Annotated in this window: 25 protein-coding genes; 15 read left to right on the top strand and 10 right to left on the bottom strand. The window is 58.2% G+C overall.

The genetic code is table 11. The features are described from left to right. Position 1 precedes the first annotated feature (1 nt). From ACXAET_RS02465 to ACXAET_RS02450, 4 genes are read right to left on the bottom strand one after another with little or no spacing between them, the layout of a single operon-like run. Positions 2-1,294 carry a BCD family MFS transporter gene (locus ACXAET_RS02465; protein ID WP_475180599.1) on the bottom strand — a complete coding sequence of 431 codons (1,293 nt, stop codon included), beginning with the start codon at positions 1,292-1,294 and terminating at the stop codon, positions 2-4. After that, positions 1,291-2,199: a chlorophyll synthase ChlG gene (chlG, locus tag ACXAET_RS02460; RefSeq protein WP_475180595.1), complete on the bottom strand. Its 909-nt coding sequence runs from the start codon at positions 2,197-2,199 to the stop codon at positions 1,291-1,293. Before chlG ends, ACXAET_RS02465 begins: the two co-directional genes overlap by 4 nt. A gap of 46 nt (positions 2,200-2,245) precedes the next feature. Further along, positions 2,246-3,664: a transcriptional regulator PpsR gene (ppsR, locus tag ACXAET_RS02455; protein ID WP_475180593.1), complete on the bottom strand. Its 1,419-nt coding sequence runs from the start codon at positions 3,662-3,664 to the stop codon at positions 2,246-2,248. 1 nt (position 3,665) lies between these two features. Continuing rightward, complete coding sequence (locus ACXAET_RS02450; protein WP_475180590.1) at positions 3,666-4,448, bottom strand: cobalamin B12-binding domain-containing protein; 783 nt, start codon at positions 4,446-4,448, stop codon at positions 3,666-3,668. Positions 4,449-4,768: 320 nt separating this feature from the next. Between ACXAET_RS02450 and bchF the strand changes: the two genes are divergently transcribed. The 15 genes from bchF to ACXAET_RS02375 all read left to right on the top strand — a co-directional run bounded on the left by bchF (position 4,769) and on the right by ACXAET_RS02375 (position 20,397). Continuing rightward, a complete protein-coding gene (gene bchF / locus ACXAET_RS02445; protein WP_475187049.1) occupies positions 4,769-5,242 on the top strand; it encodes a 2-vinyl bacteriochlorophyllide hydratase in 474 nt (157 codons plus the stop codon). Then, positions 5,239-6,516, top strand: coding sequence for a ferredoxin:protochlorophyllide reductase (ATP-dependent) subunit N (locus ACXAET_RS02440; protein WP_475180586.1), 1,278 nt, complete (start codon positions 5,239-5,241; stop codon positions 6,514-6,516). Before bchF ends, ACXAET_RS02440 begins: the two co-directional genes overlap by 4 nt. Further along, positions 6,513-8,021 carry a ferredoxin:protochlorophyllide reductase (ATP-dependent) subunit B gene (gene bchB, locus ACXAET_RS02435; RefSeq protein ID WP_475180584.1) on the top strand — a complete coding sequence of 503 codons (1,509 nt, stop codon included), beginning with the start codon at positions 6,513-6,515 and terminating at the stop codon, positions 8,019-8,021. The genes ACXAET_RS02440 and bchB overlap by 4 nt, the downstream gene beginning before the upstream one ends. After that, complete coding sequence (locus ACXAET_RS02430) at positions 8,011-11,547, top strand: magnesium chelatase subunit H (protein ID WP_475180582.1); 3,537 nt, start codon at positions 8,011-8,013, stop codon at positions 11,545-11,547. Before bchB ends, ACXAET_RS02430 begins: the two co-directional genes overlap by 11 nt. A 10-nt stretch (positions 11,548-11,557) precedes the next feature. After that, positions 11,558-12,457 carry a ferredoxin:protochlorophyllide reductase (ATP-dependent) iron-sulfur ATP-binding protein gene (gene bchL / locus ACXAET_RS02425; RefSeq protein WP_475180577.1) on the top strand — a complete coding sequence of 300 codons (900 nt, stop codon included), beginning with the start codon at positions 11,558-11,560 and terminating at the stop codon, positions 12,455-12,457. Continuing rightward, a complete protein-coding gene (gene bchM, locus ACXAET_RS02420; protein WP_475180574.1) occupies positions 12,457-13,125 on the top strand; it encodes a magnesium protoporphyrin IX methyltransferase in 669 nt (222 codons plus the stop codon). Before bchL ends, bchM begins: the two co-directional genes overlap by 1 nt. Further along, positions 13,122-14,543, top strand: coding sequence for a PucC family protein (locus ACXAET_RS02415; protein WP_475180573.1), 1,422 nt, complete (start codon positions 13,122-13,124; stop codon positions 14,541-14,543). The genes bchM and ACXAET_RS02415 overlap by 4 nt, the downstream gene beginning before the upstream one ends. A gap of 31 nt (positions 14,544-14,574) precedes the next feature. Then, a complete protein-coding gene (gene puhA / locus ACXAET_RS02410; RefSeq protein ID WP_475180572.1) occupies positions 14,575-15,345 on the top strand; it encodes a photosynthetic reaction center subunit H in 771 nt (256 codons plus the stop codon). 16 nt (positions 15,346-15,361) lie between these two features. Further along, positions 15,362-15,985, top strand: a complete 624-nt coding sequence (gene puhB / locus ACXAET_RS02405; RefSeq protein ID WP_068334277.1) for a photosynthetic complex putative assembly protein PuhB — start codon at positions 15,362-15,364, stop codon at positions 15,983-15,985. 10 nt (positions 15,986-15,995) lie between these two features. After that, positions 15,996-16,463: a photosynthetic complex assembly protein PuhC gene (puhC, locus tag ACXAET_RS02400; protein ID WP_475180566.1), complete on the top strand. Its 468-nt coding sequence runs from the start codon at positions 15,996-15,998 to the stop codon at positions 16,461-16,463. Between the two features lie 13 nt (positions 16,464-16,476). Then, positions 16,477-16,773: a hypothetical protein gene (locus ACXAET_RS02395; RefSeq protein WP_068334272.1), complete on the top strand. Its 297-nt coding sequence runs from the start codon at positions 16,477-16,479 to the stop codon at positions 16,771-16,773. Next, a complete protein-coding gene (gene acsF / locus ACXAET_RS02390) occupies positions 16,770-17,897 on the top strand; it encodes a magnesium-protoporphyrin IX monomethyl ester (oxidative) cyclase (protein WP_475180560.1) in 1,128 nt (375 codons plus the stop codon). Before ACXAET_RS02395 ends, acsF begins: the two co-directional genes overlap by 4 nt. Further along, entirely contained in the window at positions 17,897-18,700 is an 804-nt protein-coding gene (gene puhE / locus ACXAET_RS02385) for a putative photosynthetic complex assembly protein PuhE (RefSeq protein ID WP_475180556.1), read from the top strand. The genes acsF and puhE overlap by 1 nt, the downstream gene beginning before the upstream one ends. Beyond that, positions 18,690-19,904 carry a 5-aminolevulinate synthase gene (hemA, locus tag ACXAET_RS02380; RefSeq protein ID WP_475180552.1) on the top strand — a complete coding sequence of 405 codons (1,215 nt, stop codon included), beginning with the start codon at positions 18,690-18,692 and terminating at the stop codon, positions 19,902-19,904. Before puhE ends, hemA begins: the two co-directional genes overlap by 11 nt. A 67-nt stretch (positions 19,905-19,971) precedes the next feature. After that, entirely contained in the window at positions 19,972-20,397 is a 426-nt protein-coding gene (locus ACXAET_RS02375) for a c-type cytochrome (RefSeq protein WP_475180549.1), read from the top strand. Here ACXAET_RS02375 and dxs read toward each other — a convergent pair. The 6 genes from dxs to pufB all read right to left on the bottom strand — a co-directional run bounded on the left by dxs (position 20,394) and on the right by pufB (position 25,896). Next, positions 20,394-22,316: a 1-deoxy-D-xylulose-5-phosphate synthase gene (dxs, locus tag ACXAET_RS02370; RefSeq protein ID WP_475180546.1), complete on the bottom strand. Its 1,923-nt coding sequence runs from the start codon at positions 22,314-22,316 to the stop codon at positions 20,394-20,396. The genes ACXAET_RS02375 and dxs overlap by 4 nt on opposite strands. 185 nt (positions 22,317-22,501) lie before the next feature. After that, complete coding sequence (gene pufC, locus ACXAET_RS02365; protein WP_475180541.1) at positions 22,502-23,617, bottom strand: photosynthetic reaction center cytochrome PufC; 1,116 nt, start codon at positions 23,615-23,617, stop codon at positions 22,502-22,504. A gap of 1 nt (position 23,618) precedes the next feature. Then, a complete protein-coding gene (gene pufM / locus ACXAET_RS02360; protein WP_068334256.1) occupies positions 23,619-24,605 on the bottom strand; it encodes a photosynthetic reaction center subunit M in 987 nt (328 codons plus the stop codon). 3 nt (positions 24,606-24,608) lie between these two features. Next, complete coding sequence (pufL, locus tag ACXAET_RS02355; protein WP_475180537.1) at positions 24,609-25,448, bottom strand: photosynthetic reaction center subunit L; 840 nt, start codon at positions 25,446-25,448, stop codon at positions 24,609-24,611. A 126-nt stretch (positions 25,449-25,574) separates the two neighbouring features. Further along, entirely contained in the window at positions 25,575-25,733 is a 159-nt protein-coding gene (gene pufA / locus ACXAET_RS02350; protein ID WP_068334249.1) for a light-harvesting antenna LH1, alpha subunit, read from the bottom strand. A gap of 13 nt (positions 25,734-25,746) precedes the next feature. Next, positions 25,747-25,896, bottom strand: coding sequence for a light-harvesting antenna LH1, beta subunit (pufB, locus tag ACXAET_RS02345; RefSeq protein ID WP_152458433.1), 150 nt, complete (start codon positions 25,894-25,896; stop codon positions 25,747-25,749). Positions 25,897-25,925 lie beyond the last annotated feature (29 nt).

Raw genomic sequence — 25,925 nt, 5'->3', positions numbered from 1 at the left:
GCTATTCTCCCGCAACGACGCGCGTTTCGCGCCGTGTTTCGTGAATGACTTGTGCAGCCAGAATGGCAGCGGCTACGAACAGCGCGGCTTCGGTCAGAAATACAGCGCCGAATGCAGTTGCATCCGGCATCACCGACCGGAACAGGTCAGCGGCTGCTGCGCCGACCAAGCCTCCGACCCCGGCGGCAATGGCTTGCGCTGCGCCCCACAAACCCATGCGCGTCCCCTCCTGTCCGTGGGCCTTTTCACCGGCCAGCTCCATCATTGCGCCGATCGCCGCGACGGCAAACATGCCGTTGAAAAACCCAAGCACCACCACCGCAAGTACAAGCGGAGCATCCGGCCCTACCTGGCCCATTGCACTGATCGCGCCCAAGCTAGCCGCAGAGCCTAGGCACCCTGCCACGACCCATCCACGCAGCGATCCGATTTTCAGGCCGGTAACCGCAATGCCAACTGACAACATGCCCAGGAAAACTCCGCCATTCTGCGCGCCGGACAGCGACGTCGACTCACCCGGCGTGAACCCGAAGACCAAACCGGCATAGGGTTCGAGGATCAATTCCTGCATGAAGAAAGCAGTCATCGACAGAAACACAAACACAGTGAACCGCCGCGCCGCGTCGTCTGCCCAGACCTCGCGCAACGCTGCGCGGAAACGGGGTTTTGCAGCCGATGGCTGGGCGGAGACTCCGACCTCAACGCGCCAGACGGCAAGAGAGGTCAGCACCACGGCACCTGCCCCGATTAGAGCCACGATAATCAACAGCCGCCTTGGGCTATACGGATCCAGCATCGCACCGACCGAAGCGGCGGTGATCGCGATACCGGCGATCATCATCAGCCATGTGATCGTTGCTGCCGCTGCCCGGCGACGCGGTTCTGTTGTTGTGGCCAATAAGGCCAGCAGCGACGTGCCGGATGCACCTACACCCAGCCCAATAGCCGTGTAGGACAAGATGGACAGTGTCAATGCCAACCAAAAACTCTGATCAAACAGCGGGATAGCAAATGCAGCGCCCAAAGCGCCGACCGCGAGAATTGCCATTCCCCTGACAATCCAAGGGGTCCGCCGACCAGTTGCATCCGACAAGACGCCCCAATGAGGGCGAGAGATCTGGATGCCGTAGTGCAGCCCCACCAACAAGCCCGGTAGAATTGCAGGCAACGCAAGTTCCACCACCATCAACCGGTTCAGCGTCGAGGTGGTCAGAACAACGATACTGCCCAAACACATCTGAACCAGACCCAGACGCACAATTCCAATCCACGAGAGGTTTTTGGCACGGGTCATAAAGCGACCTCCAGTCCACGCAGACCAAAGGCCGCGATCATCATACCACTGACATAAAGGGAAACGCCCGTCCCGTTATACCATGGGGCACGCGCCTTTGGGTCCCGCAAGAGAACCCGCATGGCCAAGACCTGCCCAATCAACGCCGCGAAAATGGCCACAGCAAAGGCTGGTTTGCCCCAAAAGAACAGCAAGGTAATGACCACAATCTGCGGGACAATCATCACCACACAGGCTAAACGCGCAGCGCGATCTGGGCCCAACGTGACCGGGAGCGAATTAATTCCCAGCTGACGATCCCCTTCCAACGCCTTGAAATCATTCAAGGTCATGATCCCATGTGCCCCAAGCGCGTACAGAGCAGCGATACCGACAACCTGAAGCGACGGTGCCCCGGCGGACAGGATGGCCGCGCCTGTAAACCAAGGCAAACCCTCATAGCACAACGCTACAAGTCCTGGGCCCCACCAGCCTGACCGTTTCAATCGCACAGGCTCGGCCGAATAGGCCCAAGCCGCCAAGACCCCAAAGACGGTGGCGCCAAATCCCCACGGACCCAACTGCCAGCCAACGGCCAAGGCCAGAACGCTCATTGCGATGGCAATCCACGCACCCCACATTCCGGGGATGCGGCCCGATGGAATTGGGCGATGCGGTTCGTTTATCTTGTCGACATGCCGGTCGCACCAGTCGTTCGCGGCCTGACTCATTCCACAGACAATTGGTCCCGCGAGGATCAATCCCAAGGCAATCAGCTCCACGTTTCCGGTCAGCGCACCGCCAGAGGATATCACTCCGCACAGGAACGCCCACATCGGCGGAAACCATGTAATTGGCTTGATCAACTCAAGGGCAGCCAGAGGTTGCGGCCACGAGGACATTTGTAAATTTGGATTTGCGCTCATCTGTCAATCTTGATTGACAACTTGAGTCGATGCAAGAAAAACGCGGCTAATGACCGTCTTGTTTTTCCTGAATACCAAGCTTGTGTAGCTTGACGTAAAGACTTTGACGTGAAAGTCCCAGCATCTCGGCTGCGGCGGCACGGTTATTGCCCGTTAACTCAATCGCCGTTTCAATGCAGATACGTTCAATAACATCCGTTGTCTGGGATACGATGTCCTTCAGATGGGCCGATCCAACCAGATCAACAACATCCCCGCCCGCCACATTCGAATTCCCCTGTGCAGGTGTACGCATTGCTTCCGACCGCGTTGCGTCGCGGATCACAAAGGCCACCGTCGGAGTGGAGCGTTTATTCAGATAGGACACCGAAACTTCGGCAGCCGTCCACACCCCAACATCATTGCAGAACTTGGTCGAATAAGCGGACATTCGACCCGTCTTAATGGCATTGTCCAGCATCACATTCAGGTCGATCTGGCCGCGCGACATATACTCGGCCAAGCTTGTCCCGCGCACGTCAACATGATGCGCAAAGTCCACCAGCCTCATAAACGCATCATTCGCCGACTGGACGACCCCGTTACTGTCGGTGAACACAATCGCCTCGGGTCCATGGCGGAATAAGCGCACCAAGTTATCCGAAAGCTTGTCGCTGGCATGTTCTTCGGACGTGCCGGCCTCTAACCGACAGATCAGCATACGCGCCCCGCCAGCGCGAAAGCTGATTGGTGTGATCGTGACCTCGTTGCGGGTACGTTTGGTTTGTATGGTGACCTCGGCATCCACCTCGGACAAGGCGAGGGCCAGAATGTTCTGAACAAACTCGGCGCGCCCGCGATCCTTGAACTCATTTGCAAAGGGCTGTCCCTGCAATTGGTCCTTTGCCGCACCCAAAATATGCGCGGCCGCATCGTTCAAGTCCCGAATTCGACCATCCGCGACAGACACCAGAACAAAAGCCTCGCGCGCGACTGACATCAACATGCGGTAACGCGCGTCATACTCGCGCCGCTCTTCATACCCTTGCTCAAGCGCGAATTGGGCCTGAACCAATTGTTGTTGAGTTTCAGCGACTTGCCGCAGATCGCGCCCCAACATCAAAATGGCCCGCTCGCTGTGTCCGACCGGATGGATCGAATACCGAACAGGGTATTGCCAGACCATTTTGTCGCGATGGTTCAGCTCGACACGCTGAACTTTTTCATCCCGAGAGCTTCGTTCAAGTATGCGGTCCAACTTAGGGACACATTCTTCGGTCAGAAAATTTTTGAGCTTTTTGCCGATCCAATGATCCAAGCTGCCGTAAGGGGACCCAGTGTCATTGACCAGAGCAGCCATGACCACACCTTCCGGATCAACAATCAACGCGATGTCAGATGCCTCGGACAGAACGCCGGACAAAAACTCTGGCTCGATCATCGGCAATGCCGCGATCTGCCAGGGGTTTGGCTTACCGGAAGTCATTTTATTGAGCCGCCAGCGGTTCCGTAGAACTCCTGGCATTTGTCAGACCAGCGAGAGCGACCTCAAAATTGGATGTTACTAAATCCGCCCCTGTACTTACTGAAGTCAACTTCACTTGCTTTTCTATCGCCCCGCCGATGACCAGTCGTGGCGGCTGGTCTATTTCTGATCGAATACGTGTTATGAAATGTACAGCATTGTCAAGAGCCTGACTTCCCGCGCAAGAAATTAGGACCGCATCGAACGCGCCCCGCTTGATGCACGCGATGCCCTCTTTCGGTGTTGTACCTCCCAGCAGTTGAACTGAACAGCCCATCCGCCGCAGTTGCGATGCAGCGACAACGGACCCGATCATGTGCTGCTCACCCGGTGCGATTGCAACCAGAACCGTGGGTTGCCCAGTGCGGCGCGGGCGCATCTCCCACGTTTCCGAAAGAGCCTTGCAAATTGCATATAATCTCGAAGACGCCAACGTAACATTGGCAAAGCTTGCTTCGTCATCCACCCATGCTTGGCCCGCGCGACTGGCGGCTTCGGGGATGCAAACATCGATAATTTCAGAAGAAGAGACACCGGTCTCCTCCAGAAAACAAAGTGTTTCTTCAAACGAGAACGGAACCGGAGAAATGACGTGCGCATAGAGCCAATCCGTTATCGAACATAAGTTCAGAGAGGACGGATTCTGCGGATGAGAGTCCAAGGATTTCAGCACTCGCTTTGCAAATGCTTCGAGTTGATTTTGATCCAGCGGTCGACGGCCTTCAAACGGATCGACAGGGGGCATTGGATTATCCAATCCTTGCTAAAGAAAAGCCGCTGGAATCGGTATAGACACATTCAAACGGCTTGATGTCAGTCTGGGTCAAGCCGTGCGATTTGTCAAATAAACTAGACATAATGTGGATATCTTAGACGTCAACAGAGGCGCCTCATTTTTTTCTGCTTACAAAGCAAACACTTATAACACCGCCTATAAATTTGGCACCTGAAATAGCACCACGAATCCGTCAATTTGAAAGTGTAAGTTTTAATTGACACATTCCCGTTAAGCCCTCTACGCTGAGATGGAAGTTCAGCAGGGAGGCCATCGTGGCGCAATCAGCCATGAACACGCCTGGAACGCACCAGCTTTACACTCCTGACCAACTGGCGCGCCGGGACAGCACATATTGGACGACCGTTCAGGGCGTTCTGGCGCCACTGCAATTCGCGGTGTTTCTCGTCTCGCTTGCGTTGGTGGTGCGCTATCTTGCGACCGGCGAAGGCTATGCAATCGCCACGGTTTCAATTGTTCTGAAAACCCTCGTTTTGTACCTGATCATGATCACAGGGGCGATCTGGGAAAAGGTTGTCTTCGGGCAGTACCTGCTAGCGCCCGCCTTCTTTTGGGAAGACGTAGTCAGCTTTTTGGTCATTGCGTTGCACACCGCGTATTTGGTCGCGCTTTCAACGGGTTGGCTGACGCCAACGCAACTGATGCTGCTAACGCTGGCTGCTTATCTTGTGTACGTTATCAACGCTGGCCAGTTTCTTTTGAAACTGCGCCGCGCGCGGCTGCAGATGCAGGTACCCGCATGAGGACGCCCGGCCAGATATCCAAGGGCTGCACCCAAACGCCAGTCCTACGTGAGCGTGGACAGCATGAGGTTTTCTGCGGCTTAACCTCGATTATCTGGCTGCACCGGATGATGCCGGACTCCTTCTTTCTGGTTGTTGGATCCCGCACCTGCGCCCACCTTCTTCAAAGTGCCGCGGGTGTGATGATTTTTGCCGAGCCGCGCTTTGGCACCGCGATTCTCGAGGAAACAGACCTGGCCGGGATGTCCGACGCACAGGACGAAATCGACCGCGAGGTCGACCGTCTACTGTCAAGGCGCGCTGACATTCGTCGTTTGTTCCTTGTCGGGTCCTGCCCATCCGAGGTGATTAAGCTGGATCTTGCCAAAGCTGCCGAACGCCTGAATGACCGCTACGCGCCGAAGATACGGGTTCTGAACTTCACAGGTTCAGGGATCGAAACGACGTTTACCCAAGGCGAGGATAGCTGCCTTGCGGCGATGGTGGCCGCGATGCCCTCAAGTGACACCGCAGGGCTGGTGATTGCAGGTGGACTGCCCGACGTGGTGCAGGATCAGATGCTGGACCTGCTGGACAGGATTGGGGTGAAGGACGTCAGGCTATTGCCCAACCGATCCAGCGATGAGGAATTCGGCATCGGCCCGAACACACAGGTTGCTTTTGTACAGCCCTTCCTGGGCGAGACATATGACATTTTGTTCCGCCGCGGCGCCCACCCCATAAGCGCGCCCTTCCCATTCGGCGAACTGGGCACCACAGCGTGGTTGCAAGCCATCGCGTCCCGGTTCGGCATCTCTGCAGAACATGTAGACGCGGTGACCGAGCCCGCGCGGCTTCGGGCGCGCAAGGCTGTGGCGCAAGCGTCCGAGCCGTTGGGCGGAAAGCGTGTCTTTCTAATGCCCGACAGCCAGCTAGAGGTTCCACTTGCCCGCTTTCTATCGCGTGAATGCGGCATGGAGCTTGTAGAGGTTGGAACTCCTTACCTGCATCGCGATCTGGTCGGGTGCGATCTAACCCAGATTGCCGATTGCCCTACCCTGTCCGAAGGGCAGGACGTGGAAAAACAACTCGACCGCGTGCGCGCCGCGCGTCCCGATCTGACGGTTTGCGGTCTTGGCCTCGCCAACCCGCTGGAGGCCGAAGGGCTGGCGACCAAATGGGCGATCGAGCTGGTCTTCTCACCCATCCATTTCTACGAACAGGCTGGTGATCTTGCCGGGCTGTTTGCGCGCCCGCTGAGACGACGGGCCATGTTGCAGGTGGCTGCGGAATGAAGCTTTCGGTCTGGACATATGAAGGCCCGCCCCATGTCGGGGCCATGCGTGTCGCAACCGCGATGAACGGCTTGCACTATGTCCTGCACGCGCCGCAGGGCGATACTTATGCAGATCTTCTGTTTACCATGATCGAGCGCCGCAACCACCGCCCGCCAGTGACATATACGACTTTCCAGGCGCGTGATCTGGGCTCGGACACGGCCAAACTGTTTCGCGATGCCTGTCAGGCGGCTTATGACCGGTTTCAACCGCAGGCCATGATTGTCGGGGCCTCTTGCACCGCCGAATTGATACAGGACGATCCCGGCGGCCTGGGCGCAGCCCTCGGCCTGCCGATCCCCGTAATACCGCTGGAATTGCCCAGCTATCAGCGAAAAGAGAATTTCGGGGCCGATGAGACCTTTTTGCAGATCGTGCGTACGCTTGCTAAGCCGACAGACCGGAGCGCTCGGGTATCGTGCAACCTGATCGGGCCAACCGCGCTTGGGTTCCGGCACCGCGACGACATTACCGAAATTACCGCCCTGCTGAACGATATGGGTGTTGAGGTGAATGTCACTGCCCCCTATGGCGCAACGCCAGCAGACATCACACGTCTGGGTGCCGCACATTTCAACGTGTTGATGTATCCTGAAACCGGTGAAAGTGCCTGCCGCTGGATGGAGCGCACTCTGGGTCAACCCTATACCCGCACCATCCCGATTGGCGTCGGCGCCACCAAGGATTTTGTCGAAGAGGTCGCTGCGTTGACCGGGTGCGCACCGCGTCTCGATACGGATCGCCTGCGCCTGCCGTGGTACTCGGCCAGTGTTGACAGCACCTATTTAACCGGAAAGCGCGTGTTCATCTTCGGCGATGGCACCCATGTCGCCTCTGCCACCCGGATCGCGCGCGAGGAAATGGGGTTCGAGGTTGTCGGCATCGGTTGCTTCAACCGCGAAATGGCCCGTCCGATCCGCGCGTTGGCAAAGGATATCGGCGTCGAGGCACTGATCAGCGACGACTATCTTGAGGTTGAAGCCAGGATTTCGAGCCTCGCCCCCGAACTGATCCTCGGCACCCAGATGGAACGCCATATCGGCAAGCGCCTTGGCATTCCCTGCGCAGTGATTTCGGCCCCCGTGCATGTGCAGGATTTCCCCGCGCGGTACTCGCCTCAGATGGGGGTTGAGGGCGCCAACGTCATTTTTGACACCTGGGTCCACCCGCTTGTGATGGGGCTTGAGGAACACCTGCTTCACATGTTCCGCGAAGATCCCGAATTCAACGACGCCGCCGGCCCTTCGCACCATGCACACGGGGCCAAGCAGGTTTCCGACGCTCCAGACCCCGTCGACGCGCAGATCATCTGGCTGGACGAGGCCGAGCGTGAACTGCGCAAGGTTCCGTTCTTCGTGCGCGGCAAGGCGCGTCGCAATACCGAAGCCTTTGCCGAGGCCCGGGGCGACTCTCAAATCTCAGTCGAAACTCTGTACGAAGCGAAAGCCCATTATGCGCGATGACTTCCAGACATATCGGCCCTATCGCGTAGCGATCGTGACGCTGGACAGCCACGCTGCTGGTCCGTGCGCGCGTGTCCTCTCGACATTGCAACGTGATTTTCCGGGACTGGAGGTTCAGGTCTTCGCAGCTGCGGAATGGGGTGAAGACACTGCAGCGCTCGACAAGGCGAAACGTGCGGTTTCGCAGGCAGATATCGTCATCGCCAACCTGCTGTTTCTGGAAGAGCATGTCCTGGCAATCCTTCCCAGCCTGCAAGCCCGGCGTGACAGTTGCGACGCAATGATCGGCATCATCGCCGACGCGCAGATCGTCAAGTTGACCCGGATGGGGGTGCTGGACATGGCGGCGCCAACCTCAGGCGCGTTGAAACTGTTGCGGCGTCTGCGCGGATCGTCCAAACCGTCGTCCGATACCGGCCAGCGCAAGATGAAAATCCTTCGTCGCCTGCCGCAAATCCTGAAATTCATTCCCGGTAAGGCGCAGGATTTGCGCGCGTGGTTTATCACCATGCAATACTGGCTAGGCAGTTCCGACGACAATATGGAAGCGATGATTCGCTTTTTGATCGGCCGATACGCATCACGTCCCGAATGGCGAGACGCCGAAGCCCCCGAGCCTCGTTCCTATCCCGATACCGGTTTGTACCACCCGAACCTGCCGAGCCGTATCACCACGAACCCTGACGATCTGCCCGGCCCCAAAAAGCCGCATGCGACCGTTGGTGTTCTGATGATGCGGTCGTATGTGCTCAGCTCAGACACCGCGCATTACGACGCCGTGATCCGTGCTCTTGAGGCGCGCGGCCTGAAAGCTATCCCTGCTTTTGCGGGTGGGTTGGATGCCCGACCGGCCATTGATCAGTTTTTCCAACCGAACGGGAAGCGCAAAATCGACGCGCTGCTATCGCTGACAGGATTCTCGCTGGTGGGTGGCCCGGCCTATAACGACAATGACAGCGCCGTAAGAGTACTGGAACAGCTTGATATTCCGTATGTTTCGGCACATCCGCTTGAATTCCAGACGCTTGAGCAATGGGCCAGGTCAAAACAGGGGCTTGGCCCCATTGAAACCACAATGCTGGTCGCGCTGCCCGAATTGGACGGGGCAACCTGCCCCACCGTGTTTGCCGGTCGCCACGGCAGCGGCAATAACGGATCGCAGGGCGGCAAAGCCATGGCCCCATGCCCGGAACGTGTTGACATGCTGGCGGCCCGTCTGGACAGGTTGGCATCGCTGCGCAAGTCCCGCCCGCAAGACCGCAAACTGGCCATTGTCCTGTTCGGTTTTCCGCCCAACGCGGGCGCTGCCGGAACGGCGGCACATCTGGATGTCTTCGCCTCTTTGCTGAATACGATGCAGGCGCTGAAGGTCGAAGGATACGACCTTGACCCGCCTGAAACCGTCGACGAGTTGCGCGAGACCGTTCTGGGCGGCAGTGCCGAAGTTTACGGGCAAGAGGCCAACGTTGCCGCCAGGATCAGTGCCGACGATATCGTGCGTGACACACCATGGCTGGAAGAGATCGAGGCCAGCTGGGGCCCTGCCCCCGGACGGGTTCAGACCGACGGGCGGGATGTCTTTGTACTTGGCCGTCAGTTCGGCAATATCTTTGTCGGCCTGCAGCCGGGTTTCGGCTATGAGGGCGACCCGATGCGCCTGCTGTTTGAGCATGGCTTTGCCCCGACCCACGCCTTTGCACAGTTCTACCTTTGGATGCGCAACAGTTTTGGTGCAGACGCAGTGCTGCATTTCGGAATGCACGGCGCGCTGGAATTCATGCCCGGAAAGCAAACGGGACTCAGCGGTGCAGACTGGCCGGACCGCCTGATCGGGGACCTACCGAACATCTACCTTTATGCCGCGAACAATCCGTCCGAGGCTTCGCTGGCCAAACGTCGCTCATGCGCCGTAACGGTCAGCCATCTGACGCCGCCGCTCTCAAGCGCGGGATTGTACAAAGGTTTGGCCGAATTGAAGGACAGCCTGAACCGTTGGCGCACCCTGCCCCCTGATGCAACAGAGCGGGCCGATCTTGAGATGCTGATCGCCGATCAGGCCGAGACCGTTGACATGGATGGGACAGACCCGGCTGCCCTCTGGCACACGCTATTGGACACCGAAGGCGCACTGATACCCGAAGGTCTGCATGTGGTCGGCCAGACGATGACCGATCAGGAGCGATCCGATTACTTGGACCTGTTGCCCGATCTGGATGCGGCTGATCGCGCGGAAATGGACGCGGCACTGTCCCGGGAAACCGAACTATCCGCCTTGATGCGGGCCTTGGACGGTCGGTACACGACCCCCGTTCCCGGCGGTGATCTGCTGCGCAATCCCGATATTCTGCCAACAGGCCGCAACATCCACGCGTTTGATCCGTTCCGAATGCCCACTGCCTATGCCTGTCAGGAGGGCGCGAAACAAGCTGAGTTGCTGTTGAAAACCCATGCCTCAGTGCCGCGAAGCGTGGCTTTGGTTCTTTGGGGCAGCGACAATATCAAGTCCGATGGTGGCCCCATTGGGCAAGCGCTGGCGCTAATGGGCGCGAAACCCCGGTTTGACAGCTTTGGCCGTCTGTGCGGCGCGGACCTGATCCCTCTGCCTGAATTGGGCCGCCCGCGGGTTGACGTGGTAATGACGCTTTCGGGTATTTTCCGCGATCTGTTGCCCCTGCAAACCCGCCTGCTGGCCGAGGCCGCGCTGAAAGCCGCGCAGGCCGATGAACCGTTGGACCAGAACTTTATCCGCGCGCATTCACTGGCTTACGCCAAGCGCATGAATGTGTCGTTGGAAGAGGCCGCGCTGCGCGTCTTCTCAAATGCCGAAGGCGCCTATGGCTCGAACGTTAATCAACTGGTCGACAGTCTAGCCTTTGTGGATGAGGACGAGCTGGCCGACGCATACGAGGCCCGCAAGGGGTTTGCCTACGATACGAAAGGCAAGGCGCACAAAAACACCGATCTGCTGCAACAGACGATGAAAGATGTCGAAGTTGCTTATCAGAACCTCGAATCCGTTGAGCTTGGTGTAACCACTGTTGACCATTACTTTGACACGCTGGGCGGCATTTCCCGCGCCGTTCGCCGGGCGCGGGGTTCAGATGTTGCTGTTTACATCAGTGACCAGACACGCGGCGACGGTAAGGTGCGTACGCTGGCTGATCAGGTGGCACTGGAAACCCGGTCACGCTCGCTGAACCCGAAATTTTACGAAGGCCTGTTGAAACATGGTGCCGAAGGTGTGCGCCAGATCGAAGCGCATGTGACCAACACACTGGGCTGGTCAGCTACGACCGGTCAGGTCGAACCCTGGGTGTATCAGCGTATTTCGGAAACCTTCGTCTTGGACGAAACCATGCGCAACAGGCTGGCCGACCTGAACCCGGTCGCGTCAAGCCGTATGGCAAACCGCCTGCTTGAGGCCAACGACCGCGCCTATTGGCAGCCCGATGCCGAAACGCTTGGTGCACTGCAACGTGCGGCCGACGCCCTGGAAGACCGGATGGAAGGGATCGCTGCGGAATGAGGATTACATCATGAGCCCACTGGACAAGAACCCTCCGAACCTGACTGGCCTTGATGGAGAAGGCTCGGTTCAGGTGCATCAGGACCCGACCGCACGGATCGAAGGGGCCAAGGTATTCTCGGTCTACGGCAAAGGCGGGATTGGCAAATCCACCACCAGTTCCAACCTGTCGGCGGCGTTTTCGACCTTGGGCAAACGCGTGCTGCAGATCGGCTGTGACCCAAAGCACGACAGCACCTTTACCCTGACCGGATCATTGGTGCCCACCGTGATCGACATTCTGAAAGAGGTTGATTTCCACCCAGAGGAACTGCGCCCCGAAGACTTCGTGTTTGAAGGCTGGGGCGGCGTGCAATGTGTCGAGGCTGGCGGCCCTCCGGCTGGTACCGGCTGCGGCGGCTATGTCGTGGGCCAGACCGTGAAATTGCTGAAACAGCATCACATGCTGGATGATACCGATGTGGTGATCTTTGACGTGCTGGGCGATGTGGTCTGCGGCGGGTTCGCCGCGCCGCTTCAACATGCTGACCGGGCTGTGATCGTCACCGCAAACGACTTTGACTCGATCTACGCGATGAACCGGATCATCGCCGCCGTTCAGGCAAAATCGGCCAATTACAAGGTTCGTCTGGCCGGGTGCGTCGCCAATCGCAGCCGGGACACGGATGAGGTGGATCGCTTCTGCGATCAGGTCGGTTTTAAGCGCATCGCGCATATGCCCGATGTGGACGCCATCCGCCGCTCGCGCCTAAAGAAAAAGACCCTGTTTGAGATGGATGATGACGAGGATATCGTCCGCTGCCGCGCCGAATATGTCCGGCTGGCCGAAACCCTTTGGAACGGGACCGAAGCTTTGGCCCCCGAACCTCTGCCAGACCGGGTGATCTTTGAATTGCTGGGGTTCGACTAATGACCTATGAGGCGACACGCGCACGGGTCGAAACCTATTTCGACCGCACCGCCACTCGCACGTGGGAGCGGCTGACCAGCGATGCGCCGGTGTCGAAAATTCGTCAAACCGTGCGCGAAGGCCGCGACCAGATGCGGGATCGCCTGTTGAGCGCGCTTCCGCAGGACTTGACGGGCCGTCGCATTCTGGATGCGGGCTGCGGCACTGGTCAGTTGACCGAGGTTTTGGCGGCGCGCGGCGCCGAGGTCGTGGCCATCGACATTTCGCCAGCCCTGATCAATATCGCCCGTGCGCGTTTGCCGGCGCCATTGCAGGCGAAGGTGGATTTCCACGCAGGTGACATGCTGCACGAACCCAGCGGCCCGTTCGATCATGTCTTTGCCATGGATAGTTTGATTTACTACGACGCCGACCATATCCGCAGAGCGGTTGATCGGTTCGTCGACCACGGTGCGGCGGTGCGCTTCACCATCGCTCCGCGTACGCCGCTGCTGGCAGCCATGTGGTACGCGGGCAAGGTGTTCCCCAAAAGCGATCGCTCGCCGACCATGGTGCCGCACAATACAGCGGCGCTAAAGCGCAAGCTGGATGGTGCCGGTAAAGTCCGCGATCTGGGGCGCGTCAATTGCGGTTTCTACATCTCTCACGCGTTGGAGGTCGCCTCATGAGCCAGCGCCCTTCACCCTTCACCCGGATACCGGCCGAGTTCCTGCCGTTTGCAGATGCCGCAAGCGCAGATCTGCCTTTGGGGCAGTTGCTGCGGCTGTCGCTGTTCCAGGTGTCGGTCGGAATGGCCTCGGTCATGCTGCTGGGCACGCTGAACCGCGTGATGATTGTCGAGTTGGGCGTGGCCGCCACGGTCGTTGCCATCATGATCGCCTTGCCGGTCCTGATCGCACCCTTCCGTGCGCTTCTGGGCTTCCGCAGTGACACCCATCGCAGTGCGATTGGATGGAAGCGTATCCCTTATCTGTGGTTCGGCTCGATCTGGCAGATGGGTGGGTTGGCCGTCATGCCCTTTGCCCTGCTGGTGCTTGGTGGCCACTCCACGCTGCATGTCCCCTTCGCGGGTGAAGCACTGGCGGCGATTTCCTTCCTGATGGCGGGTCTTGGCATCCACATGACCCAAACCGCCGGGTTGGCATTAGCCTGTGACCGTGCAACGCCCGAGACGCGGCCCAAAGTTGTTGCTCTGCTCTATGTCATGTTCCTGATTGGCATGGGCGCATCGGCGTTGATCGTCGGCTGGTTACTGCGCGATTTCTCAGACCTGCGCCTGATCCGCGTGGTTCAGGGCGCGGCAGTTGTTGGCATGGTGCTGAACCTGATCGCCCTCTGGCGCCAGGAAAAAGTCCGCCCGATGAGCGCCGAAGAACGCGCAGCCCCCCGCCCCCGGTTCAGCGACGCATGGTCTGATCTGCTGAGCGGAGGTCAGGCCGGACGGCTTTTGGCCGTCGTCTTCCTGGGCACCATGGCATTCAACATGCAGGACGTTCTGCTTGAGCCTTACGGCGGCGAAATCCTTGGCCTTTCGGTTTCATCCACAACCGTTTTGACGGCCATGTGGGCAACCGGAGCACTGGCCGGGTATGGCTTGTCAGCGCGGCTGCTTGGGCTTGGACGCGATCCGATCCGTCTGTCCTGCGGCGGGATCCTTGTTGGCATCGTTGCCTTCAGCGCCGTGATTTTCTCTGCCCCGATGCAAGCTCCGATGCTGTTTTTCACCGGCGCCGGGCTGATTGGCTTTGGCGGCGGCATCTTTGCCGTCTGCACCCTGATCTCAACCATGTCGCTACCCGAACAGGGCTTTGCCGGGCGCGGCCTGGCCCTTGGCGCATGGGGGGCCGCACAAGCAACCGCGTCGGGCCTAGCCATCGCTATGGGCGGAGCGCTGCGCGACATCGTCAATGTGCAAGCCTTGAAGGGTAACTTGGGCACCGCGCTGGACTCGGCCGCCACGGGTTATTCCTTTGTCTACCATGCGGAAATCGCACTTCTTTTCATAACGCTGATTGTACTTGGCCCACTGGCAACCCGCAAACGCCGGGCTGCCGCGCCATCCGGATTGCCGGAGTTTCCAACATGATGCGTATTCCTCAAACCGAAAGGATCCCGGAATGACCCAGACCTTCTTCGGAAATTTTGACCTCGCCAGCCTGTCGATCTGGCTGTTTTGGGTCTTTTTCGCCCTGCTGATCTTTTACATCCAGCGGGAAAACATGCGCGAAGGCTTCCCACTGGTTGATGATGACGGCGAGGAAGCCCCCAATCAGGGGTTGTTCTCGGTCCCCGACGACAAAACGTTCAAACTGCCGCATGGGCGAGGTGAAGTAACCGTTCCCAGCGGGCAACGCGGTGATCGCGATGACCTTGCACTGGAACGCACCAACGCCGCTGGTGGGTACCCGTTCGAACCCACTGGCAACCCGATGCTCGATGGTGTTGGGCCAGCATCCTGGGCGCCGCGCCGCGACATTCCGGAACTGGACGGACACGGACATCTGAAACTGCAACCGATGCGCGGGCTTGAGGGGTTCTCGCACGCTGCAGGTCGCGATCCGCGCGGCAAGCCAGTCGTCACCGGCGACAACAAGCCGGTGGGCACCGTGACGGATATGTGGATCGACGTGCCCGAGCAACTGGTCCGCTATCTCGAATATGAGTTGGACGCTGAATACGGCGGAGGAACCCGGCTGGTGCCACTGACAATGACGCGCATCTGGTCGAACCGGGTCAAGGTACGATCAATCTTTGCCGAGCATGTCAAAGACGTGCCCCGGATCGCTGATCCCAACCAGTTGACCATGCTCGAAGAAGAAAAAATCAGCGCCTACTACGCCGGTGGCACGCTTTATGCCAGCGAAGCCCGGCAAGAGCCGCAGATCTGAAGCCAGGAGCAAACCCATGCCGCACGACGATTTTGCAGTTGAACCAGTTCCTGGCCTGCCGGAACGCCCGCCCGAGGGTGAGGTGATCCTGTGGCAGGGTCGCCCGCATTGGTGGGCGCTTGCCAAATCCTCGGTCAGCGTTTTGTGGGTGGCTGGCTATTTCGCAGTTCTGACCATCTGGCGGTTTGTATCGGTCGTTGACCTGATGCCGCTGGACTTGGCCATCGCCGCGTCCCTGCCCTTTGTGATCCTTGGAGCGGTGACCTGTGCTTTGCTGGTCGTCTTTGCAGTGATCCAGGCGCGCAGTACCATGTACACGCTGACCAACCGCCGCGTCGCCATGCGTATCGGGGCGGCGCTGACCATGACGCTGAATCTGCCTTATACCAAGATCGACAGCGCCGATCTGGATCTGCGCAAAGACGGCACCGGGACGATTGCCCTAACTCTGCAAGGTCCGGTCCGGTTCAGCTACCTGTTGTGCTGGCCGCATGTGCGCCCCTGGCATTTCCACACCCAACCCGCCCTGCGCTGTATTCCCGATGCGGCGAACGTTGCGCGCATCCTTGCAGATGCCGCGGAAGCCCGCGTCAGTATCCCCCGCGTTGAACGTGATCTGAAACCGATCGCCGCGGAATAGGAGGCACAAAATGACCGACACCCTGCACCAGACCCGGAACCAGGACCGCGAGTTGATCCCGCGCGTCCTGCTGCGGGCAATGGGACTGTTGGTTTGCGCCGTCCTCGCCATCGTCGCCTATGCGCGCCTTACAGATGTGCCGCTGTCGGCCTCGCCCCCCGCCGCAGAAATCACACATGAACGTGCGATGATTTTGGTCAGCGATGGCGTCAGCGGGGCGGTCACCGTCCTGTCCCCCGAAGGCGCGGTGATTGCCCGCCTCAGCGCCACCGAAGGCGGCTTTGTCGCTGGGGTCGCCCGGGTGATTGATCGCACGCGAATGCAGGCGGACCAGCCTGCGAATACCCCCGTCATCGTGACGCGTCGCGCCAATGGCCGTCTCGATATCACCGATCCCTCAACGGGATGGAGCGCCGACCTTATGGGGTTTGGTGCCGACAACGCCAGACGTTTCGCCAGACTTCTGGATAAACCTTGAAAGGAAGCCAAACATGGGACTTTTGACGAAAGACTTTGAACGCGCGCCCTGCACAGTCGAGGTGAGCCACAAATTCGAGAGCCTGCACGCCCATGTCAGGTTCGACAACGGTGCCGTGATCTATCCCGGGGACGAGGTAAAGGTGAAAGGCCCTGAAATCATGGCTCCTTTCGGTGAAATCGTCATCGAACAGCGCGAGGCCACGATCATCCGCGCCAGTCTGTTGGAGCGCCTCTGGACCCGCCTGACCGGCGATTTCGAGGTGATGGAGCTGTGCGAATTCTCGTTCTCTGAGGAGGTGTCACTATGAACATTCAAGCCAAGCACACCGCTGACGCGACCTCGGTCGAAGAAGGTCTGGCTATCGCAGCCGAACAGGACGCCATCTATAACAACGAAATGGCGACCGAGACGGCGATGCAGAACACTCTGCTGACGCCGCGCTTTTACACCACGGATTTCGATGAACTGGACGCGATTGATGTGTCTCCCGTTCGCGAAGACTGGGACAAATTGATCGCGCAGATGGTTTCAGACCCGAACAAGGGGCACTTCAAAAAGAACGAAGACTGGGACCAGATCGACTGGGACGGCATGGAGCCGCAGCTCAAGAAAGAATTCATCGATTTCCTGATCTCATCCTGCACCGCCGAATTCTCGGGCTGTGTCCTTTACAAAGAAATGAAGCGGCGCGGAAATAACAAGGACATCACCCAGTTGTTCCAACTGATGGCTCGGGATGAGGCGCGCCACGCGGGTTTCATCAACGACGCACTGCGCGAAGCCGGGCTGCGTGTCAATCTGGGCTTCCTGACCCAGAAGAAGAAATATACCTATTTCCGGCCTAAATTCATCTACTACGCCACCTACCTGTCGGAAAAGATCGGCTATGCCCGCTATATCACCATTTTCCGGCATCTTCAGGCAAACCCCGAACATCGGTTCCACCCGATCTTCAAATGGTTCGAAGAGTGGTGCAATGATGAGTTCAGCCACGGTGAGGCCTTTGCCCTTCTGATGAAGACCAACCCCAAGCTGACCTCGGGAATAAACGTGCTGTGGATCAAGTTCTTCCTGACCGCTGTCTACGCTACCATGTTCGTGCGCGACCATCAGCGCCCCGCCTTTCACAAGGCCTTGGGCGTCGATCCCGACTGGTATGCGCATGCGGTGTTTGAAAAGACGAGCGAACTCAGCAAGCAGATTTTCCCGATAACGCTGGACATTGACGATCCACGCTGGCTCAAGAACTGCCGCGCGCTGCACCGGGCCAATGTGGATATCGCCGAAGCCAAGGAGCGCGGCGGTATTGCAGGCAAAGCCGCGCAGGTTTGGGGCTCTGTCAGAGCTGCCCGTGCTTTTGCCGCGTTGTACTTCATCCCAGCCAAAAAACATGAGGTTCCGGCCCAGACAAGATTGGAGCCTTGCTACTGATGACCCTCGCACCCTGGATCGCTGCGCCTGCTGCGCTTTTCCTCTGGTGGTTTTCCACCGGGGCGATCCTGTGGGTGGTGCGCCGCAGTGCGGGCGGACGCAGCCGCGCCGCGCTGTGGTCATTACCTGCTCTGTTCGCCGGGTTGGCTGGATTTTGGGTATCTCTGGCTAACGGCGACACAATGGCGGTCTATTTGGGCTTCATCAGCGCCCTGTTGATTTGGGGCTGGATCGAGTTGGCCTTTCTGTGCGGCATGATTACCGGCCCCAACGCCTACCCCTGCCCGACCGATGCGCCGTTCTGGGAAAGGTTCATCCGTGCCTGGGGGACGATCGCCTATCACGAGATGCTGCTGGTGCTGATCACCATCGCGCTTGCCGCAATCAGTTGGAACCAACCCAACACTGTTGGCGCATGGTGTTTCGGCATCCTCTTCGCGGCCCGCATCTCGGCCAAGCTGAACCTGTTTTTCGGTGTGCCGAAATTCAATACAGAATTTCTGCCCGACCACCTGTCGCACCTGCCCAGTCATTTTCGCATTGCCCGGATGAACTGGTTTTTCCCGATATCCGTGTCGCTCTTGTCAATTGCCGTCGCCCTGTTCATGGCGCAGGCCGGACATGCAGCGACCGATCCGCAAAAGACCGCAAAAATATTGTTGGCCAGCCTCACGGCGCTGGCTCTGTTGGAACACTGGTTGCTGGTTCTGCCGCTGCCCGACGCCAAACTCTGGCGTTGGATGCTGCCGGACCCGAAGCCACTGGCCATGAATACCGAAAGGGAGGGACGTCATGGAATTTGATAAGATGTTCAATGCACAGCTTGATATGCTGAAGGAGGAAGGCAATTACAGGATATTTGCCGAGCTCGAACGGCTCTGCGGTGCGTTCCCGACCGCGAAATCCCATGTTGAAGACAGCCCTGACAAGGTAACGGTTTGGTGTTCAAACGACTATCTTGGCATGGGTCAGAACCCGAAAGTCCGGCAGGTGATGAAAGAGGTCATCGACAGTTGCGGCGTGGGCGCCGGCGGCACCCGCAATATCTCGGGCACGAACCATCACCATGTGCGGCTTGAAGAAGAATTGGCCGATCTGCATGGCAAAGAGGCCGCTTTGGTCTTTACCTCGGGCTATGTGTCCAACTGGGCGTCCCTGTCGACCCTCGGCAGCCGTTTGCCTGATGCGGTTATTCTGAGCGATGAGCTGAATCACGCCTCAATGATCGAAGGCATCCGCCATTCGCGGGCCAAGAAGATCATCTGGAAACACAACGACCCCGAAGACCTTGATCGCAAGCTGGCGGCCCTCCCTGTCAACAGCACCAAGATCGTGGCCTTCGAGTCGGTGTACTCGATGGACGGCGATATCTGTCCAATGAAAGAAATCGTCGAAGTGGCCGAAAAACACGGTGCCCTGACCTATTTGGACGAAGTGCATGCTGTTGGTCTGTACGGGCCGCGCGGTGGTGGCATTAGTGAACAGGAAGGCCTGGCAGACCGCATTACCCTGATCGAGGGAACCCTTGGCAAAGCCTATGGCTGCATTGGCGGATATGTCACGGGCTCAGCCGCCCTCTGCGATTTCCTGCGCAGCTTCTCCAGCGGATTTATCTTCACAACTGCTCTCCCCCCAGCCGTCGCGGCCGCGGCTACGGCCAGTATTCAGCACCTCAAAACCAGCGATGCTGAGCGCAAGGCGCAAAGGCGGCAGGTACAGCGTTTGCGGGACAAACTTGATGCTTATGGCATCCCGCACATGGACAACCCCAGCCACATCATTCCGGTGATGATCAAAGACCCGGTCAAGTGCCGGATGCTGTCGGATATCTTGATGCGCGACTACGGTATCTACGTTCAGCCAATCAACTATCCAACTGTTCCCAAGGGTACCGAGCGGCTGCGCTTTACGCCGTCACCCCTGCACAGCGATGCAGATATCGATCGATTGGTCGAGGCGCTGATGATATTGTGGAAGCAATGTGCCTTGGCCCACGCGGTCGCTTGAATATACTGTGTGACGATTTGACATCGGAGCACGCGCGCTAAATTTAGATTTCTCAGGAGGTATGCATATGAAAAGTATTCTATCAGCAGCGGTCACCTTTGCCTTTGTGGCCGTCCCCGCCTTTGCCGAAGGCGATGCGGAAGAAGGCGCAAAGAACTTCAATAAATGCAAAGCCTGCCACGTCATCGTCGATGACGCTGGTGAAGAAATCGTAAAAGGCGGTAAGACCGGACCCAATCTGTACGGAGTGGTAGGCCGGACAGCCGGCACCTATGAAGGGTTCAACTATTCAGATGCAATGGTTTCTGCGGGTGAAGCCGGGTTGGTCTGGGAAGAGGCCGACTTTACGACCTATGTTGCGGATCCATCAAAGTTTCTGAAAGAATACCTCGACGACACAAGCGCGCGCGGGAAAATGACCTTCAAGCTTCGGAAAGAAGACGAAGTCGCAAATATCTGGGCGTATCTGGCCTCGGTTGGACCTCAGAGCTAACCCACAGCCGGAAATGACAAAACTTTGGTCTCGCGTGCGTAAAGTGCGCGAGCTACCTCTATGATATCTTGGGCTGTCATACCGGCATCTTCGTACATTTCACTTGGCGCGGCCTGCTCGATAAACCGATCGGGCAAGGTCATCGTGCGTATTCTCAAACCACGATCCAACGCGCCGGCGTTCGCCAGGTGTGACAGAACGTGGGCCCCAAACCCTCCTTGCGCGCCCTGCTCAACAGTAACGATGGCGCTGTGAGTGGCTGCCAGGTCTGCAAGCAGGTCCGTGTCAATCGGCTTGGCAAATCTTGCATCTGCAATCGTGGGGTTAAAACCTTGTTCGGCCAAAAGATCGGCTGCAGTCAAACACTCACCCAGATGAGCGCCGAGGGAAAGAATTGCCACGTCTTCGCCGTGGCGGATGATCCGCCCTTTGCCAATGGGCAGTATTTCACCGCGTTCAGGCAGCTCTGCCCCTACCCCGGCACCACGGGGAAAGCGCACGGCCGAGGGGCCTGCATCATGCGCCAGCGACGTGGTAACCATATGGCGCAGCTCGGCCTCATCAGAAGGGGCCATGACGACAAACCCGGGCAGGCTGCACAGATAAGCCAGATCAAACGCGCCTGCGTGGGTCGCGCCGTCCGCACCGACCAAACCGGCACGGTCGATGGCGAATCTTACTGGCAAGCCTTGTAAGGCAACATCATGCACGACCTGATCGTACCCACGTTGCAGGAATGTCGAGTAAATGGCGCAGACGGGTTTTAAGCCGCTCGCCGCCATACCAGCCGCAAATGTCACCGCATGTTGCTCGGCTATGCCAACGTCGAACACTCGGCCGGGAAACCGGTCTGCCATGGTTTTTACGCCGGTTCCGGATGGCATCGCGGCTGTTACTGCAACGATGGACGGATCGCGGCTGGCTTCGTCTGTCAATGTCTCACCAAAGACAGAGGTATAGCTGGGTGCGTTGGACTTGGCCTTGTTCATCGCTCCGGTAGAGACATCGAACTTGGACACACCGTGATACTTGTCGGCACTTTTTTCCGCTGGTGCGTAGCCTTTACCTTTTACGGTCACGCAGTGGATCAGCACTGGTCCTGTGGCGCGGGCCCGCGCCGCGCGCAGCACCGGCAAGAGCTGACCCAGATCGTGGCCATCGATCGGGCCGATATAGTCAAACCCCAATTCTTCGAACAGCGTGCCCGTTCCGGGCAGGCCCGATACCAATTGCCGAGCGCGGCGCATGCCGGCACGAACGGGCGGCGGCATTGCGGCCTCGAACCCTTCGGTCAGGGAGTGCATCCGTGCCAGCGGATCCGGCGCGCAGAGCCGCGACAGATAGGTCGACATCGCACCAACGGGCGGGGCAATGCTCATCTCGTTATCATTCAGGATGACGAACAGACGACGACCTTCGTCGCCCGCATTGTTCAGCGCCTCGTATGCCATGCCTGCACTGATTGAACCATCACCGATCACCGCGATCGCATCGCCGGTCGGCATTCCCATGTCGCGGCCGACGGCAAATCCCAATGCAGCGCTGATCGAAGTTGAGCTATGCGCCGCGCCAAACGGATCAAAGGCAGACTCGGACCGTTTGGTGAATCCGCTAAGACCGCCTTTCTGCCGCAACGTCCGCATCCGGTCGCGCCGCCCCGTCAGCACCTTGTGCGGATAACACTGGTGCCCCACATCCCAGATCAGCTTGTCCATCGGCGTATTGAAGACCGCGTGCAGGGCGACGGTCAGTTCGACCACGCCCAGTGACGACCCAAGATGACCACCTGTTTCCGATACAATGTCGATCACCTCATTGCGCAGTTCATCTGCAATCAGAGCCAGTTCCACATCGCTTAAGATGCGCAGGTCAGACGGACCGGCAACGCGGTCCAACAGGGGTGTCTGAGTAGATGCCATTGATCCTCTCCGGTATATTGACCGGTGATCCGCTTGGGATTGAACGCACGCCCGCGCGGATCACCAGCCGGTCGTTCTGTCGCCACAGAACAGGTTTGGAACAGCTTGTGTTCCCTGCGCGGACCGCGGAAGCCACTGGGTCCGTGCTGCGTCAGGGCCTGCCGGTCATGGGGAGACGGCTGGCCCTATTCGTATACAGGTGCCTCGGACGTGGTCAGCTCTGGCCAGTCCGCGATCATGTTCAAACCTTGCAACGGCTGTTGATAGCCTTTGTGGCACGTCCGGCAGGCGGCCTTGGGCGCATCCTGATGGATCGGGCCCAGGCGTTCTTCCGGATAAACATCAGCCAATGGAACGAGGTAATCGTTGTTCAACTCCAGCACCATTGCGATACCAAGACTTGCGGTCGCCCATTGCGGCGTCACCTGTTCCGCGTCGTAAAATGCCCGGCTGTTGTGGCAGAACAAACAATTCACACCCAATGAGTTGCTCACATAGTTCATCAGTGAATACGTGCGCTCAGTGTCCTGAATCGTTGGGAAACCCTCATCCGCAGGTGAGCCTTCAACGCGGGATTCCAGATCATGCACGCCTATTACGCCGTAGTTCAACAAATAGGTTTCCAATGCATCCGACGGCAGAGAGGTAAATTGGCTTTGCTCTGTGACGCGGTTCTGAACCGCGCCCCAACCCGTCATGGCATCGACGACCGGAGTGATGCTGAACCAGATATCGCTGGGGATGTTTTGCCCGCGATGGCAGGTGTAGCAGTTTACGCCGACCTCTTTGTTTGCGTTGACGTGGCCATCCCAGTTTTCATTGATGTTCTGCGTCATCTCGATCATGCGACGAGACACGACCTTAGTGTAAAGGTTGTCCTCTCCATAAGTCTCAAGATCGCCCTCGCCATGGCAATAGACGCAGCCCTGTTCCGGCGCCACCCAGAAGGTCATGGCGGTCATAAATCGGTTAAAATTGTCTTCTGTCAGATCACCAAGTACTTGGACATTTTCATAGATATCCTTGGCCAAGGCATCGCCGGGCTGAGGGATATATGGCTCTTCGGTCAGGTAATCCTCGATCGTTGGGTCGGGACGCTCGATTTCACTGACGAACTCGGTGACCGACATTCCCGTTCCCCGCGGCCCGGTCTGAATGCTCTTCGTGGCGAAGGGTTGCCCGAAAGCCACCAGCATTGCCGCGATAAAGATCGCGCCGCCCAGCGCACCGACCAGGATTGCAGGGCCGTAGATGTTTGTCGGGTTGTCTTTGTTCCAGTCATCGAACCACTTGGGAAGCATCTCAGTTCTCCTGACCGATGAAGGCTTCGTAAGTGCCGAAGGCTTCGTATCCGTATGACCCGTCATAGGCGGGGGCGAAGCTGCGTTCCTGAGCCCAAATGAACCAGTTGTCGACCACTGTCCCGGTCAGCAGGATACCGATCCCGCCGGTGATCGGGGTCAGCACCGCAAACCACCAGGCCCAGCGGTGGATCCCCTCCATCGTGGCGTTAAAGCCCATGGTCCAGCGCCAGAACAAAGCAGCCCGTTCTGATGCCGTGCCGCGATCCACGATCTGTTCAAGCTCACGGTCGCCACCAAAGCGGGTGACCGCCAGAATGGTCGCCCCATGCATCGCAAACAGCAGGACTGAGCCATAGAGGAACACGATCGAGAGACAGTGGAACGGATTGTAGTAAAGATTGCCGTACCGGATCGAAAACGCAGTGGTCCAATCCAGATGCGGGAAAATGCCGTAGGGCACCGCCTCTGACCAGGACCCCATGAAAATCGGGCGAAACAGGCCCAGCACCAGGAACAACCAGATCGCTGCGGCAAAAGCCCAGGCCACGTGCTTGCCCATCTTGTGTTCTGCCGCCAACAGGTATGTGCGTAACCACCATGAGCAGACTGAAATCAGCAAAAAGAAACTGGCGATGATGTACCACCCACCATCGCTCAGCGGCGGAATCGTCAAACCGTATTCCGGGCTGGGTGGCTCAAGCGCCAGCCAAAAACCCTGCCGCAGAAACTCTGAGATTGACCAGTTGACCTGCGCCAACATGTTCAAACCGATGATATTCAGCCAAAGAATGCCAGTCGCGACACTGACCATACCGAACCAACCCAGATAAATCGGCCCGATCTGCGCGTTCCCGACCCAGCCGACGAGCTTTGAGAAAAACGGCTTGCCGATCCGTTCACGGCTCATCTGGCGATTGTCGTCCATGCCCCATTCGGGCTCGCCCTGCACCTGCACTTGGGTAAAGATGTTCTGATATTCAATCATGGATCACATCCCCGCCTGACTGGGCCAGATCGGCAGCTCTAGCCACCAGTTCCACCACTCGGGCCATCCCCGCGTCCAAACAGGGCCAGAGATGATGATACAAACGGCAGAAAAGAACCCAGCATTGATGGCCAGAAGGAAGCCGAGCCGATGAATGCCCAGCGTTCCGATCGAATAGCCAATGAAATCGCGAAAGAACGTATCCTCGTGGTCCGGCGTTTTCATCTCTTCGCCCTTTTCCGGGTTCGCAGCCGACAGGATCAGCGCACCGTGCAGGGCTAGGGCGAACGTGGTCGCAAAGAACAGCGTCACGGCCAGCATGTGGGCCGGATTGTAGTGGAAATGCAGATATGCGTAGCCGGTGTTGGACACCCAGTCGAGATGGCTAAAGATGCCATAGGGGAAGCCATGACCCCACGCTCCCATCAACAAAGGGCGGAAAACAACCAGGGTGACATAGGCGAAAATGGCGACACCAAAGGCGAAGGGCACATGGTACCCCATTCCCAGTTTGCGGCAGATTTCAACCTCACGTAGCGCCCAGCTGACAAACGCCCCGACCGCGCAGAATGTTATGATCTGCCATAGCCCGCCCTCCATCAGAGGTGCCATGCCCAAACCATAACTCAGATCAGGTGGGGCAATGTTAATAAGCCAGGGATTGAATGTGCCTTGCATGGCCGCGCCCCAGAATATCAGGATCGTACCCAGCGCGGCGAAGAACACCGTCGTGACCCCGAAAAAGCCGACATAAAATGGCCCGAACCAGAAATCGAACAGATCACCACCGATCAGCGTACCTCCGCGAACGCGGTATTTCTTTTCAAAGCTCAGCATCGCCATTGTCTTGCTCCGACAGTTCTGGTCATGGCCGGGCGAAGTGCCCCGGTTCATGCCGCGGGCGAGTCACGCCGCCCGCGGCTTTCTTCAAATCCATCGCGCAGCGCTCTGCGCCTCGCCTTGGGCCTGTTAGAACCCGGCAGTCGCCGCGGCGTTCTCAAACCAGTTGAGACCGCTGCTAAGCACAACAAGATGGATCATGACGGCGAGCAGGAAGAGGAAGACGCCTTGCGCCACAAAGACGCGACGCGGATCGAAGATCAGCCAAATCTTGTAGAATTTTGCCATTCTCAATCCCTCCTCAGAACCACGGAGCCCAGATGTAGGTTGCGATATGTGCAACCAGCGCAACGATCGCGAACAGCCATAGGCCGCTCATATAGACCGAATGCAGCTCCTGAGCTTGCTCGTCGGTAAGACCTGTAAAGGACAGGTCGTCATTATCAGCCATAAGGAACCTCCGGGTCATTATGCTGACGC

Source organism: Ruegeria sp. AWH4_226, assembly GCF_056159225.1.
Note: the sequence above shows the minus strand (reverse complement) of the source record. Positions and strands in the feature narration are given on the sequence as shown.